Genomic DNA, 12,781 nt, shown 5'->3' with positions numbered 1-12,781 from the left:
ATGGCTGTCCAGGCTTACAAATCGACCCAGAAGTACGAGACCTTCTCTTATCTGCCGCCCATGACGGCAGAGCAGGTTCGTCGGCAGATCGCCTACTCCATCGCACAGGGCTGGAACCCGGCGGTGGAGCACACCGAAAAGGGCACATCCGCCACAAGCAACTTCTGGTACATGTGGAAGCTGCCGCTGTTTGGCGAGCAGTCGGTGGATGCCGTGCTGGCCGAGGTGGAGGCCTGCCACCGCGAGTTCCCCAACCACCTGGTGCGTGTGATCGCCTATGACAACTACTCGCAGAGTCAGGGCATGTCTTTCGTCGTCTATCGCTGAGAGAACAGGTGCGGCCACTGGCCGCACCCAAGAACTGAACCGATCCCCATTGCAAGAGGTTTGACATGACATCCATTGGCTCAAGCGCAGTTCAAGTGACCCTTTCGGGTCGCGAATTGGCCCTGCAGCGGCGCCAGGCCATGGCTTTGCGCGGCAAGGCCGGTGTGGTCAGGTCCGCTGCAGCGCAGTCGGCGGTTGCCGCAGTGCCCAGGCCTGCGATGGCGATGGCCAGGTCGACGCCACGCACCGCCGTGGCTGCTGTCGAGCGTTCGGCAGCGGTCATGGCGCCGACGACGAGCGCGGCCCGCCAGCGCCGTCAGGCCTTGAGTCAGTCGGGAAAATCGGCGTTGGGTGTGCAGGCTGCGGCCACGCGACCGGCGCGGACACGGGCACCGGTGGCCTTGCCGCAGCAAGCGCTGGCTGCCGACTGCGGCTGTGGTTGCAAGGGTGCGGGCTGCGCGACCGCTTCAGGTCCGCTCGAGTCGTCTGTTGTGCAACCCGCTTTCAGTGGGGCACACGCTCCATATGCACCCGCCATGGACACGGGTTCGACCCGTGCGCTGGCCCGCGCCCGCCGTGTTGCCCTGGCCACCGATGGAAAGAAGGCCATGCTTCGCGTGGCCCAAGCCACCCGGCTGGCCGCCGTGCTGCCCCAGCAAGACTGGCAGCAGGCGATTGAAAAAGGTGCGTCGGGCCGCGAAGTGGCCAAGCAACGCCGCCTGGTGCGTGCGCTGGTTGGTCGCGAAGACACCGGCTCGGCAGCACCCCGGCCCAATGGCCGCATGCGCGCCAAAAATGAAACGACTGCTGCGCCGCCCAAGGTGGCCATCGGTCACACACTGTCCGGCCAGTCCGTCACTGGCACCCCGGTGGACAGCAGCCGCAAAGTGACCGGCAACGAAGCCGGTGCCTGCAAAAGCATCACCGGCACCGAATACCTGAGTCTGGAGCAGTTCAGCTCCGTGTGTGGCACCCGGCCCGCGCCAGGTCCGGCCAAGGTGGCGGTGAGCAGCACCTTGCGCGAACAGAAGGTGACGGGCACCGAGGTCGGTCGTTCGGCCCATGTGACGGGTGACGAGGCCGGATCGTGCCGCAGCGTCACCGGCACAGAGTACCTGTCGCGTGAGCAGCAGCAGACGGTTTGTGATGCCGTGCCCCTGCCCGGCCCGCGCAAGGTCAGTGTCATGTCGTCGCAAGGCGGACAAGCGGTGTCGGGTGTCGAGGTCGGGCGTTCCGTCAAGGTCACGGGCAACGAGCCCGGTGCCACGCGGCAGCTGACCGGCAGCCAGTACTTCAACGCCACCGACTTTGGCCAACCCGCCGGTCGCGAGGCTCCCCCGAAAGTGGCCACGGTGCAGACCCTGGCGGGCAGCACGGTCACCGGCACCAAAGTCGGCCTGAGCTCCAAAGTGACCGGTGACGACCGCGGCGGATGCCGTGCCGTCACGGGCACCGATTACATCAGCGCCCGCCAGCAGGGGGCGGTGTGTGCCACCACCGAGCTGGTGCAGCCCGTGCGCAAGGTGGGGCAGGACCAGACCTGGAACAACCAGACCATCACCGGCACCCGGCTCGGGCGCTCAAAGCAGGTCACCGGCGACGAGCACGGCGGCTGCGCACCGATCAGCGGCACGGCATACATTGGCACGCAGCAGTACCAGGGCTTTTGCGAACCCGCGCAACGGGACTCCCAGCAGGCACTCGGTCGCCGCGAAACGCTGATCTCTGCCGCCACCGTGACGGGCGACCGCCCGGGGGCCGGTGGCAGCGCGATGACGGGTGACCAGCGCGGCGCCTGTGGCCCCATCAGTGGCACCCCTTATTTTGGCGCCGACAACCTGCCCAAGCAGTGCAGCACCAGCGGTCGTTTTGTGGTCCCGGCTCGCCCGGAAAAAACCGCCACGCCAGCCGCCGCGGCCAAGGACTTCAGCATCCGCCCACCATCGCGCCAGGCGCAAGAACGGGCCTCGGGCGCCGTCACGGGTTCGGCGTTCAGTGGTCAGCGCATCACCGGCACGGTCAACAAAGGCGGTGGCCTCATTACCGGCACCCCCGAGTTTCGCCACCGCGAGAGCGAGCCCGTGGCAGCGCCGCAGCAGGAAGAGGTCAGCGCGGCTGCGGCCACCCGGCTCACCGGTGAAGGCAGCCAGTCGGGTGCCCGCATCAGTGGCTCGGCCTGGCAGACTTCCGGTCGTGTGACCGGGACCGAAGGCACTTCATCGCTGGCCCGCAACCCGTCGCAGCGCGGTGAGGCGCGTGGCCAGGGCATGTCGGCGCTGCAGTTCCGCAAGGTCGAACGTGTCGAGCAGCCGCAGAGCCGGGTCACCGGTTCGTCCGGCAACACCGCCAAGGGTGCTGCCGTGACCCTGTCGGGCGGCGCGCGCGGTTGAGTACCCAAGGCTCCAGGGACACCACGGTGAACACGCTCAAACGCCTTGCCGCCATGCGCTCAGTCGCAGGCCTGCGCCAGCCGCAGGACCTGGACAACCCGGCGTGTGTCGTGGGTGCCAACCAGCGCTGCGAACACGCGTTGGTGGACCAAGCGCTGAACGAGCGCCTGTATGCCTACGAGCAGCGGGTGCGCGGGCGCTTCGCTCCTATCGGTGGCTTGCTCAAGACCTTGTCCGCGTTGCAGCATGAGCTGGACTTCGCGGTGCGTGCCCAGCAGTTGGCGCAAGCCCAGCTGGGCTATGCGCTGCCGCAAGCGCTGCTGAACGACGCCTGGATCAGCGGTCTGGATCTGCGTGCCCTGCATGCGCACTGCATCTTTCGCAGTTTCAAGGCCTGCATTGAAGGTGCTGCGGTCGACCAGGCGCCCTGGCTGGAGCGCATGGCGATCAATGAAGCGTTCCTGCGCTCGTGTGGTTACCACACGGTGGATCTCAGTCCCTGTGCCGACGGTCGCCTGCAAGGTCTGCTGCCATTCGTGCTCCGCATTGCGCCGAACGACGCGGTCACCGTCAAGGCTTACGCCGGTGCGTTGTTCGATGTCGAGGCCGACGTGGTCGACTGGACGCGCCGCGAGCTGGAACGTCTAAGCGGTGGCATGGTGGGTGCCGAGAGCTGCAACTACTTGAAGATCGCGGTCTACCACTACAGCACCTCCAACCCCTGCCACCAGGGCTGCGCCGCCCACGGCAGCCAGGACCACCTGGCCACCATGGCGGCAACCGCCAAGCTCGATGAACTGCGCGCCGCCGTGGACAACAGCTTTGGCCGGGGCGCTGCGCCCGAGACGCTGCTGATCGGCATGGACACCGACACCGATGCGATTCGCGTGCACCTGCCCGATGAGCAGTCGGCCAACTGCCCGCTGCGCTATGCGGAGAGTGCGCAGCTCTTTCGCGACACGCTGGGCCTGAGCGCGCCCGCTGCGCGCGAGGCGATTGCCCGCGCCGTGGAGAGCGCCGCGCGCGATGGCGGCCTGCGTCCCGGCATGCGCCAGCTCGTCGAGCGCCTGCTGGAGGCCAACTTGTCGCAGATCGAATACGTGATCCAGCACCACGAAGGCCGCTACGCCGACATCGGGCACAACGAACGCTTCATTTGCGCGGGCGAGGCCATGAGCGAGCTGCAGTTGCGCAACAAGTTTTACTTCGCCCACCTCGACACCGTGGAAGAGGGAGCGCCCGACCTGGACGTGGGCATCAAGATATTCACCGGGCTCAACGTCAGCCGCGGCCTGCCGGTGCCGGTGCTGGTGCACTTCCACTATGCGTCCCGCGTGCCCGGTGCCCGCGAACGCGCGATCAGCCGCTGTCGGCGGGTCAGGTCGGCCATCGAGTCGCGCTACGCGTCCCTGCATGCACAGGGTCTGCTGCATTGCCAGATGGCGGTGAGCGACCAGGACGGCAGCGAGCGCTGCGCCTGGATCGACGCGTCCACCGTTACCAGCGGTCATTGAAGTCCACAGCCGACAAGAGGCATTTATGAAGATCATGAAAGTCGAGAAAACGCTGGTGTCGACAAACCGGATCAACGCGTTTGGACACCGGCCTTTGCTGGTGGTGCAGGACAAGGCGGGCGGCGCGCGCAGCGTGGCGGTGGACGCCGTGGGTTGCATCCCCGGAGACTGGGTGATTTGTGTCGGTTCGTCGGCAGCGCGGGATGCTGCGGGGAGCCGCGAGTTTCCGTCCGATCTCACCATCGTCGGGATCATCGATCACTGGCAAGGGGAGGCGGTCTGATGGACATCATGCGCGTCAAAGACGAGTTGGTGTGCACGCGCCGGGTGCCGGGCTTGCGCTCGGCTTCGCTTCGGGTGCTTCAGAGTCAGCAGGGTGATCTGTCGGTGGCCACCGATGCGGTGGGCGTGCCGGAGGGCAAATGGGTGTTCACCACCAGCGGCAGCGCGGCGCGGCTGGCGATGAGCGACCCGCAGGTCATCACCGACCTGACCATTTGCGGAATCATTGATCAGTGGGATCCGTGAGACCGCGATGGACGGGCGGTGGGGTAGACGAAGGCCTTGAGACTTCGAGGTGGTTTGGTTTTAGTTCTGGTTCTTTTTGTTCATGAAGGAGTATTGAAATGGCTGATAACAGAGGCATTGCCCTGGGCATGATTGAAACGCGTGGCTTGGTGCCCGCCATTGAAGCGGCGGACGCGATGACCAAGGCCGCCGAAGTGCGTCTGGTGGGTCGTCAGTTCGTCGGTGGCGGCTACGTCACAGTGCTGGTGCGTGGCGAGACCGGTGCCGTCAACGCCGCGGTGCGCGCCGGTGCCGATGCCTGCGAGCGCGTGGGCGACGGCCTGGTGGCCGCGCACATCATCGCCCGTGTACACAGCGAAGTGGAAGGCATGCTGCCCTCCACGCCTTCCGCCTGAACGTTCTGCACCCCCGCAGACTGGGCACCCCCCATCACCCCCAACGAGGAGATAGACATGGCTGACAACAGAGGCATTGCCCTGGGCATGATTGAAACGCGTGGCCTGGTGCCCGCCATTGAAGCGGCGGACGCGATGACCAAGGCCGCCGAAGTGCGTCTGGTGGGTCGTCAGTTCGTCGGTGGCGGCTACGTCACGGTGCTGGTGCGTGGCGAGACCGGTGCCGTCAACGCCGCGGTGCGCGCCGGTGCCGATGCCTGCGAGCGCGTGGGCGACGGCCTGGTGGCCGCGCACATCATCGCCCGTGTGCACAGCGAAGTGGAAGGCATGCTGCCGTCCGCACCGACCCCCTGATCTGGCTCCCAGATCCGATACCCACAACAATGCTCTGCGGAGCGATGGAGAACCCAAATGGCCAATGTACGAGCTGCGGTGAGCGGTGTTGCCCTGGGCATGATTGAAACGCGCGGCCTGGTGCCCGCCATTGAAGCGGCGGACGCGATGACCAAGGCCGCCGAGGTGCGTCTGGTGGGTCGCCAGTTCGTCGGCGGCGGCTACGTCACGGTGCTGGTGCGTGGCGAGACCGGTGCCGTCAACGCCGCGGTGCGCGCCGGTGCCGACGCCTGCGAGCGCGTGGGCGATGGCCTGGTGGCCGCGCACATCATCGCTCGCGTGCACACCGAAGTCGAAGGCATGCTGCCGACCGCCCCCGATGGCGAAGGTGGTGGCCTCGACGGTGAAATCACCATGGTGCGCAGCTAACGCCCTGTCGGTCGCCGCTGACACCCTTGGACCATGAACGCAGATCCCCGCACCCTGGGCTGGCTGAGTCGGGCACTGACGCATGAACTCGGTGCCGTTCAGCAGTACCTGGCGCAAAGCGCGTTGGCGCGACTCTGGGGCGAGGTGCAACTGGCCGGGCATTTGCAGCGCGAAGCGGCCGAGGAGCTGGGGCATGCCGAGCGGCTCATGGAGCGTTTGATTTTGCTGGGGGTGGCCCCCAGCGCCAGCGTTCTGGCACCTGTCCGGCTGGGGCGCACGGTTGAACAATTGTTGCGGGCCAACCGGCAAATGGAGTTCGACGCGGTGCACCTGTACCAAGAAGCCCTGTTGCACGCCACCCGTGTGCGCGATGGGGATGTGGCCGAGCTGATGAGGTCCATTCTTGAAGAAGAAATGGCGCATCTGGCCGACATGGATCACCTCATGACGGAGCAAATCAACCATGGCTGAGCAACCCGATGGCTGGGAGTCCCGCGGCAAGCAGCCGACGCTGTTCCGGCGCTTTGATTTCGAGCGCTATGGTCAGACGCGTGACTTCGTGGACGCGTTGTCGGCGCTGACCGAGGCCCAGGGCGTGCACCCGCAAAACATCAATTTTGGCAGCACCTATGTGAACGTGACGCTGGATCCGAACGCGGCCGGTCTGGCCGATGCCGATCTTGCGGTGCGTATCAACGCTTTGTACCACCCTGCGGGCGTCTGACCATGCCGACCCAGGTCACGGCGGTCATCAACCAGAAGGGCGGCGCGGGAAAGACCACGCTGGCCATGAACCTGGCCGCCGGCCTGGCCCGGCGCGGCAACACGGTGGTGATCGACCTCGATCCCCAGGGCTCTTCGGTGCAGTGGGCCAGCCAGGGCAGTGCGCCGTTTCCGGTGTCGGTCAAGCAGCTTCAAGGAAAGTGGGATGCGCGCAGCCTGCGCCAGACGTTTCGGGCCTTTGCCCACGTGGTGCTGGACTGTCCACCGTCGCTGGAGAGCCATGCTTCGGTGCAGGCCTTGCGTGCCTGCGATCTGGCGCTGATTCCAGTGTTGCCTTCGCCGGTGGACCTGTGGGCCAGTCTGCGCCTGCCGCTGGAGATCGAAGAGGCGCGCCGCCTGCGGCCTCAGATCCGGGCCTACCTCGTGCTCAACCAGATGGAGCCGCAGAGCGCGTTGTCCGGGGCCATGACCGAAGCCCTGGCCGACTTCGGACTGCCGGTTCTGCAGGCCACCGTACGGCGCCGTGCCGCCTTTCGCACCGCTGCGCTGGACGGCGTGTCGGTCTACCAGATGGGTGGGCGTGGCGCGCCCGCCGCCGCAGACATCGAAGCCATCATCCACGAGATTCTTGAACCATGACCAACCTAAAAGACAAGCTCTCGGCTAGCGTGCGCCAGGCCAAGACCCGCACGCAGCCGGTTGCACCTGTCACCGCCAAAACCGGTCGCTCCCCGGTACCTACCGCCACCAAGGCGACGGCGCCCAAGCCCGTTGCCGCAAAGCCAGTGGCCACCCAGGCGCCGACCCACAGCGGCATCGCTTTCCCGGATCGCGTGTGGCCCGATTGAACCCAGGTTGAACGATGTTTGAGGGGACCCTCCATGCCTAACGATTTCTACTCCAGAACCTATTCGCCGCGCCAGGAAGCGCTGGCGCGCGCCAGCCAGCAGGCGCCCCAGGCCTCGCTGCGCCAGGCCTCGGCCACCTCCACAGACGCTGATGTGCTAGCGCCGCACCGGGTGCGCAGCGAGCCCTACTACCGGGTGGTGGCCGACGAGGTCGAGCTGTACGAGGCGGCGTACTCGGTGCGCATGCCCATGATGCTCAAAGGCCCCACCGGCTGTGGCAAAACACGCTTTGTCGAGTACATGGCGTGGAAGCTGGACAAACCATTGATCACCGTGGCCTGCAACGAAGACATGACCGCCTCCGATCTGGTGGGTCGCTATCTGCTGGATGCCCAGGGCACGCGCTGGCAGGACGGTCCGCTGGCGGTAGCGGCACGCCATGGGGCCATCTGTTACCTGGACGAGGTGGTTGAGGCACGCCAGGACACCACCGTGGTGATCCACCCGCTGACCGATGCGCGCCGCGTGCTGCCGCTGGAAAAAAAGGGCGAACTGCTGCAGGCGCACCCCGACTTCCAGATCGTGATTTCCTACAACCCGGGCTACCAGTCGCTGATGAAGGACTTGAAGCAGTCCACCAAGCAGCGCTTTGGCGCGCTGGATTTCAGCTACCCCGAGCACGACACCGAGGCCGAGATCGTGGCGCACGAGTCGGGTGTGGGCCTGGATGTGGCCAAGAAGCTGGTGCACATCGGCGAGCGCGCGCGCAACCTCAAGGGCCACGGCCTGGACGAGGGCCTGTCCACCCGCATGCTGATCTACGCGGGTTCGCTGATTGCCCAAGGCGTGTCGGCGCTGGCCGCCTGCCGGGTGGCGCTGGTGCGCCCCATCACCGACGACCCCGACATGCGCGACGCGCTCGACGCGGCCGTCACCACCTACTTCTGAGTCGGCAGCCGCACCGCACCCGTCCCATGGCCATCCACCTCGACGACCACGCTGAGCTTCTGGCGGACTTGCCGCAAGACGCACAGGAGGTGCTGCGCGCGGCCTGGGGCGAAGCGGCGCGGGTGTTTTCGGCGCGCGGGCTGGACAACTATCTCAAGGGCGCGGTGGCCCTGCACCAGCTGGGGCGCGGCGAAGAACTGGTGGTGAGCTTCATCCAGACCATGCCCGAGGTGGCACGCGCCATCGGCGAGGATGTGCTGCCCGACGTAGTCAACTTCCTGCTCGGCATGGCGTCCAAGACCTCCGGTGCGGTGCTCGCGCTGATCGTGGGCACGGCGCCGCTGGCGGCCAGCCGCCTGGGTGACGAAGAGCTGTTTCGCCACTACCTGAACGTCTTGTCCATCGTGTTGGCACAGGCGCCACGCGGCCTGCGCCCGATGCTGGAGAACCTGGACCGCCTGCTGTCCCAGCTCACGCTGGGCGGGTTGCGGCGCTGGGTGATGTGGGGCGCGCAGGCCTACAAGGCCGACTTTGAGGGCCAAGTCAGGTACTTCTCGCTGCAAAGCGGCGATGCGTTGTCGGTGCTGCAGCAAGAGCGCAAGGGCACCTTGTTCGTGGACGTGCAGCGCCGCCTGAACATCTATCTGCGCGCCATGTGGGGTCGCGACGTCTTTCTGCGCCCGACCGCCGGCGACTACGAAAACCGCGACGGGCTCAAGCCGTACATCGAGCGCTTCTGTGTCCACATCGCCGATGCCTACGACGACTTCCGCCCCCAGGGCGATGACACGCCGGACGGCGGCGTGGTGGCGGGGGTCGAGGTCTACCGCGCCGTGGTCAACCACTGCGCGGCGCACCTGATGTTCACGCAGGCGCCGCTGTCGCTGCAGACGCTGAACAACACGCAAAAGGCGATCATCGAGGTGGTGGAAGATGCGCGCGTGGAGGCGCTGGCCTGCAGCCGGTTTCCCAACATGCGGGCAGCCTGGCTGGTGTTTCACGCGCCCTCCGATGCGGCCGAGCCCACCAGTCTGGGCGACCTGCTGAACCGCCTGGCGCGGGCTTTGCTGGAAGAACAGTCGAGCGACCCGCACCCCTGGGTGCAGGAAGGCGTGGCGCTGTTCCGGGCCGAGGCCGACCTGTCCAGCAACCAGCTGAGCTGGAACATCGGCGTGGCCCTGGCGCACAGCCTGGGCCCGCTGGACCTGCCCGAATACAACCCGCGCACCGACGGCCTGCGCGCGCTCTACCGCGACGACAACCGCACCGTCTGGGCGTCCGAGGCCTACGACGAGGCGGCGGCGCTGGAAGCCACCTGGGCCCCGAAGCAGGTGCGCAAGAAGGTCCGCCTGATGGAGATGGTCAACGAGACCAACAACGAATTTGCCGGCGATGACGCGCAGGAAATCTGGGTGCTGCCGAGCGAGTTCTACCTCGACCAGGAAGGCGTGAGCATCAATTCGCTGGAGGGCCGCCCGCCCGTGGCCGACCCGGTGCATTACCACGAGTGGGACCACCAGATCCAGCTAGAGCGCCCGAGCTGGGTGACGGTGCTGGAGCGCCAGCCGCCGCTGGGCGAGCTGGCGCTGATCGAGCAGATTGAGAGCGACCACAAGCCGGTGATGTCGCGCCTGAAGTTCCTGATCGGTTCCATGATCCCGCAGGGCATGCAGCGCATCCGGCGGGTCGAAGACGGTGACGAGCTGGACATCAATGCAGCCGTGCGCGCCATGATCGACATCCGCATGGGCCAGCAACCCGATACCCGCATCATGATGCGCAACCAGCGCAGCGAGCGCGACTTGGCGGTGATGGTGCTGCTGGACATGTCCGAGTCGTGCAACGACAAGGTGCGCGGGCAGGACTACAGCATCATGGACCTGTCGCGCGCCGCCACGGTGCTGTTGTCGGACGCTCTGGACCGCATTGGCGACCCCTTCGCGTTGCACGGGTTTTGCTCCGACGGCCGACACGATGTGCACTACCACCGCTTCAAGGACTTTGACCAACCGTACAACGCCCTCGTGAAGGCGCGGCTGGCGGGCATGAAGGGCGCCTACTCCACCCGCATGGGTGCGGCCTTGCGCCACGCAGGCGCGGCGCTCAAGCTACAGCCCAGGCGCAAGAAGGTGTTGTTCATCATCACCGACGGTGAACCGGCCGACAACGACGTGCGCGACCCCCAGTACCTGCGCCAGGACACCCAGCGCGCGGTGCAAGAGCTTGCGCGCGATGGCATCACCGTCTATGCCCTGAGCCTGGACCCGCACGCCGACCAGTACGTGGCGCGCATTTTTGGCGCCAAGAATTTCACCGTCATCGATCATGTGGAGCGCCTGCCCGAAAAGCTGCCGCTGCTCTACATGGGCCTGACCCGCTGAGGCCGAGGCGATCCATGGACATCAGCCTGCGCGCCTTCGTATTCATCGACTCGTTGCAGCCGCAACTGGCCTCGTACCTGGCCACCTCGTCCCAGGGCTTTCTGCCGATACCGGGCGACGCCTGCCTGTGGGTCGAAGTCGCGCCCGGCATGGCGGTGCACCGGCTGTCCGACATCGCGCTCAAGCGCACCAATGTGCGCATGGGCGAGCAGGTCGTGGAGCGCTCGTTCGGCTCGATGGAAATTCACTACCGCAACCAGAGCGAGGTGCAGGAGGCCGGGCGCATCATGCTGGAGCAGCTCGGTGCCCAGGAGGGGGACCGCATGGCCTGCCGCATCGCCTGGAGCGAGGTCATCTGCGCCGTCACCCCCGACCATGCCACGCTGATCAACCGGCAACTGCGCAAGGGCTCGATGTTGCTGCCGGGCAAGAGCATGTTCATCCTGGAAACCGAGCCGGCCGGTTACATCGTCTATGCTGCCAACGAGGCCGAAAAGGCCGCCAACGTGACCTTGGTGGATGTCAAGGCTTTCGGCAGTTTTGGCCGCCTCACCATGATGGGCACCGAGGCCGAGGCCGAGGCGGCCGCGCAGGCCGCGCACCGCGCCATTGACCAGCTCAACCGCCAGGCGCGGCAGGACTGAAATAGCCCATGGACATCAACTCCACTACCAAGAAGCTGCTGTTCAACACCGTTCGCGTGGACACGGTGCTGGAAGATGGCAGCGAGGGCTCGGGCACCGCGTTTGTCGTCAGCCATGCGCACGCGCGCGGCAGCCACACCTTCATCGTCACCAACCGGCATCTGGTCGAAGGGGTGCGGCGCGGGGGGCTGGTGTTCACCCAGAAGCGCCATGGTCAGCCGCTGTTGGGTCAGCGTTTCCAGCTCAACATCGATGATTTTCCGCAGGCCTGGTTCGGGCATCCCGACCCGGCGGTGGACTTGGCCATCGTGCCCATGCGCCCGCTGGAGCAGGCCGCCAACGCCCAGGATGTTGAGCTGTACTACCAGCCCATCGACACGCGTCTGGTGCCCGATGAGGCCGCCACCCGCGCGCTGGACGCACTGGAAGAAGTGCTGTTCGTGGGCTACCCCAGCGGCGTGTGGGACCAGGTCAACCTGATGCCCATCCTGCGGCGCGGCACCACGGCCACACCCATGGCGTTGAACTTCGAGGGGCGGGCCGAATTCCTGATCGATGCCGCCGTTTACCCCGGCTCCAGCGGCAGCCCGGTGTTCGTCTACCTGCCCGAGACGCTGCGTCCGCAGCAGAGCGTGGGCAAGAGATTCCTGTTCGCGGGCGTGGTGGCGGCGGTTTTCTTCCGCGAAGAGGCCAATCACCCGGTGGTGGCGCCCGTGCCGCCCAACAACCAGGGCATGGTCATGGGCTCGGAAATGATCGACCTGGGCCTGGTCATCAAGTCGCAGGCGGTGGTCGAAGTCATCAACGCGTACCTGGGCAAATGGCTCGAATAGGGCCCCTGCCCTGATCCGACCACAACCACAACCACAACAGTGCCGAGACAACATGCAAGACAAGATCATCTACAGCGGTTTCAACCAGGATTCGCACGGCATGACCACGCTCGGGCGTGTCGTGCTCGATGCATGGTTGTTCCAGCTGCTGCCGCGCAGTGAAGACTGCGCGGGTTGGGACCTGAGCCGCATGCAGCAACTCATGGACAAGGTGTCGAAGACCTGGGACGAACACGGCGCCTTACCCAGCCGGTTGCCGCCCGCGTTGCAGCAAAGCCATGCCGAACTGTATGCCTGGGCCGCGGCGCGTGGCCGAGGGCTGGGCTGGAATCCTGAGCTGGGTGACGACGAGTAGGGCGTAGTGCGCGCTGCGTCCTGGGCGCTGTATGGCCTGGCGCCGCGTCAGGCAGCGTTCGTTTTGTGTTTGTTCATCGTTTTGGGGTCAAACCATGTCTGACTTTGATACCGCCCAGTCGCGACCCATCGGG

General features: G+C 66.1%; 18 protein-coding genes. 17 read left to right on the top strand and 1 reads right to left on the bottom strand.

Features of this window, described 5'->3' with window-relative positions; genetic code table 11:
• The gene (locus tag Q0C59_RS01315) at positions 1-327 is read left to right on the top strand and encodes a ribulose bisphosphate carboxylase small subunit (RefSeq protein WP_182120515.1); all 327 of its coding nucleotides are present in this window, start codon (positions 1-3) and stop codon (positions 325-327) included.
• 91 nt (positions 328-418) lie between these two features.
• Here Q0C59_RS01315 and Q0C59_RS01310 read toward each other — a convergent pair whose 3' ends face one another.
• Positions 419-610, bottom strand: coding sequence for a hypothetical protein (locus Q0C59_RS01310; RefSeq protein ID WP_246331035.1), 192 nt, complete (start codon positions 608-610; stop codon positions 419-421).
• A gap of 253 nt (positions 611-863) precedes the next feature.
• Here Q0C59_RS01310 and Q0C59_RS01305 point away from each other — a divergent pair, with 253 nt between their 5' ends.
• From Q0C59_RS01305 to Q0C59_RS01230, 16 genes are all read left to right on the top strand, one after another.
• The gene (locus Q0C59_RS01305) at positions 864-2,717 is read left to right on the top strand and encodes a CsoS2 family carboxysome shell protein (protein WP_291210696.1); all 1,854 of its coding nucleotides are present in this window, start codon (positions 864-866) and stop codon (positions 2,715-2,717) included.
• 26 nt (positions 2,718-2,743) lie between these two features.
• Complete coding sequence (locus tag Q0C59_RS01300) at positions 2,744-4,231, top strand: carboxysome shell carbonic anhydrase (RefSeq protein ID WP_291210694.1); 1,488 nt, start codon at positions 2,744-2,746, stop codon at positions 4,229-4,231.
• 25 nt (positions 4,232-4,256) lie between these two features.
• Positions 4,257-4,514, top strand: a complete 258-nt coding sequence (locus tag Q0C59_RS01295) for a carboxysome peptide A (RefSeq protein ID WP_291210692.1) — start codon at positions 4,257-4,259, stop codon at positions 4,512-4,514.
• Positions 4,514-4,759, top strand: coding sequence for a carboxysome peptide B (locus Q0C59_RS01290; protein WP_291210689.1), 246 nt, complete (start codon positions 4,514-4,516; stop codon positions 4,757-4,759). The genes Q0C59_RS01295 and Q0C59_RS01290 overlap by 1 nt, the downstream gene beginning before the upstream one ends.
• Positions 4,760-4,857: 98 nt before the next feature.
• Positions 4,858-5,154, top strand: a complete 297-nt coding sequence (locus Q0C59_RS01285) for a BMC domain-containing protein (RefSeq protein WP_291210687.1) — start codon at positions 4,858-4,860, stop codon at positions 5,152-5,154.
• A 57-nt stretch (positions 5,155-5,211) separates the two neighbouring features.
• A complete protein-coding gene (locus tag Q0C59_RS01280; RefSeq protein WP_291210685.1) occupies positions 5,212-5,508 on the top strand; it encodes a BMC domain-containing protein in 297 nt (98 codons plus the stop codon).
• Between the two features lie 57 nt (positions 5,509-5,565).
• The gene (locus tag Q0C59_RS01275) at positions 5,566-5,916 is read left to right on the top strand and encodes a BMC domain-containing protein (protein WP_291210682.1); all 351 of its coding nucleotides are present in this window, start codon (positions 5,566-5,568) and stop codon (positions 5,914-5,916) included.
• Between the two features lie 33 nt (positions 5,917-5,949).
• Positions 5,950-6,387 carry a bacterioferritin gene (locus Q0C59_RS01270; RefSeq protein WP_291210679.1) on the top strand — a complete coding sequence of 146 codons (438 nt, stop codon included), beginning with the start codon at positions 5,950-5,952 and terminating at the stop codon, positions 6,385-6,387.
• Positions 6,380-6,640, top strand: a complete 261-nt coding sequence (locus Q0C59_RS01265; RefSeq protein ID WP_291210676.1) for a 4a-hydroxytetrahydrobiopterin dehydratase — start codon at positions 6,380-6,382, stop codon at positions 6,638-6,640. Before Q0C59_RS01270 ends, Q0C59_RS01265 begins: the two co-directional genes overlap by 8 nt.
• Before the next feature lie 2 nt (positions 6,641-6,642).
• Positions 6,643-7,278, top strand: coding sequence for a ParA family partition ATPase (gene parA / locus Q0C59_RS01260; protein WP_291210673.1), 636 nt, complete (start codon positions 6,643-6,645; stop codon positions 7,276-7,278).
• The gene (locus Q0C59_RS01255) at positions 7,275-7,487 is read left to right on the top strand and encodes a hypothetical protein (RefSeq protein ID WP_291210671.1); all 213 of its coding nucleotides are present in this window, start codon (positions 7,275-7,277) and stop codon (positions 7,485-7,487) included. Before parA ends, Q0C59_RS01255 begins: the two co-directional genes overlap by 4 nt.
• A gap of 33 nt (positions 7,488-7,520) precedes the next feature.
• Positions 7,521-8,435 (top strand): CbbQ/NirQ/NorQ/GpvN family protein, encoded by a 915-nt coding sequence (locus Q0C59_RS01250; RefSeq protein ID WP_291210668.1) that lies wholly within the window; start codon positions 7,521-7,523, stop codon positions 8,433-8,435.
• Between the two features lie 26 nt (positions 8,436-8,461).
• Entirely contained in the window at positions 8,462-10,816 is a 2,355-nt protein-coding gene (locus Q0C59_RS01245; protein WP_291210665.1) for a nitric oxide reductase activation protein NorD, read from the top strand.
• Positions 10,817-10,830: 14 nt separating this feature from the next.
• Positions 10,831-11,460, top strand: coding sequence for a BMC domain-containing protein (locus Q0C59_RS01240; RefSeq protein WP_291210662.1), 630 nt, complete (start codon positions 10,831-10,833; stop codon positions 11,458-11,460).
• 8 nt (positions 11,461-11,468) lie between these two features.
• Positions 11,469-12,293, top strand: a complete 825-nt coding sequence (locus Q0C59_RS01235) for a serine protease (protein ID WP_291210659.1) — start codon at positions 11,469-11,471, stop codon at positions 12,291-12,293.
• Between the two features lie 52 nt (positions 12,294-12,345).
• Positions 12,346-12,648: a hypothetical protein gene (locus Q0C59_RS01230; RefSeq protein WP_291210656.1), complete on the top strand. Its 303-nt coding sequence runs from the start codon at positions 12,346-12,348 to the stop codon at positions 12,646-12,648.
• Positions 12,649-12,781 lie beyond the last annotated feature (133 nt).

The sequence above is a fragment of the Hydrogenophaga sp. genome, from assembly GCF_022844385.1.
In the GTDB taxonomy this organism is placed as follows: Bacteria; Pseudomonadota; Gammaproteobacteria; order Burkholderiales; family Burkholderiaceae_C; genus Hydrogenophaga.
Note: the sequence above shows the minus strand (reverse complement) of the source record. Positions and strands in the feature narration are given on the sequence as shown.

Coding starts and splice junctions, on each gene's coding strand:
- Q0C59_RS01290 (WP_291210689.1), top strand. CDS start 4,514: ATGGACATCATGCGCGTCAAAGACGAGTTGGTGTGCACGCGCCGGGTG.
- Q0C59_RS01310 (WP_246331035.1), bottom strand. CDS start 610: ATGACCGCTGCCGAACGCTCGACAGCAGCCACGGCGGTGCGTGGCGTC.
- Q0C59_RS01305 (WP_291210696.1), top strand. CDS start 864: ATGGACACGGGTTCGACCCGTGCGCTGGCCCGCGCCCGCCGTGTTGCC.
- Q0C59_RS01315 (WP_182120515.1), top strand. CDS start 1: ATGGCTGTCCAGGCTTACAAATCGACCCAGAAGTACGAGACCTTCTCT.
- Q0C59_RS01265 (WP_291210676.1), top strand. CDS start 6,380: ATGGCTGAGCAACCCGATGGCTGGGAGTCCCGCGGCAAGCAGCCGACG.
- Q0C59_RS01250 (WP_291210668.1), top strand. CDS start 7,521: ATGCCTAACGATTTCTACTCCAGAACCTATTCGCCGCGCCAGGAAGCG.
- Q0C59_RS01280 (WP_291210685.1), top strand. CDS start 5,212: ATGGCTGACAACAGAGGCATTGCCCTGGGCATGATTGAAACGCGTGGC.
- Q0C59_RS01240 (WP_291210662.1), top strand. CDS start 10,831: ATGGACATCAGCCTGCGCGCCTTCGTATTCATCGACTCGTTGCAGCCG.
- Q0C59_RS01270 (WP_291210679.1), top strand. CDS start 5,950: ATGAACGCAGATCCCCGCACCCTGGGCTGGCTGAGTCGGGCACTGACG.
- Q0C59_RS01275 (WP_291210682.1), top strand. CDS start 5,566: ATGGCCAATGTACGAGCTGCGGTGAGCGGTGTTGCCCTGGGCATGATT.
- Q0C59_RS01235 (WP_291210659.1), top strand. CDS start 11,469: ATGGACATCAACTCCACTACCAAGAAGCTGCTGTTCAACACCGTTCGC.
- Q0C59_RS01295 (WP_291210692.1), top strand. CDS start 4,257: ATGAAGATCATGAAAGTCGAGAAAACGCTGGTGTCGACAAACCGGATC.
- Q0C59_RS01230 (WP_291210656.1), top strand. CDS start 12,346: ATGCAAGACAAGATCATCTACAGCGGTTTCAACCAGGATTCGCACGGC.
- Q0C59_RS01255 (WP_291210671.1), top strand. CDS start 7,275: ATGACCAACCTAAAAGACAAGCTCTCGGCTAGCGTGCGCCAGGCCAAG.
- Q0C59_RS01245 (WP_291210665.1), top strand. CDS start 8,462: ATGGCCATCCACCTCGACGACCACGCTGAGCTTCTGGCGGACTTGCCG.
- Q0C59_RS01285 (WP_291210687.1), top strand. CDS start 4,858: ATGGCTGATAACAGAGGCATTGCCCTGGGCATGATTGAAACGCGTGGC.
- parA (WP_291210673.1), top strand. CDS start 6,643: ATGCCGACCCAGGTCACGGCGGTCATCAACCAGAAGGGCGGCGCGGGA.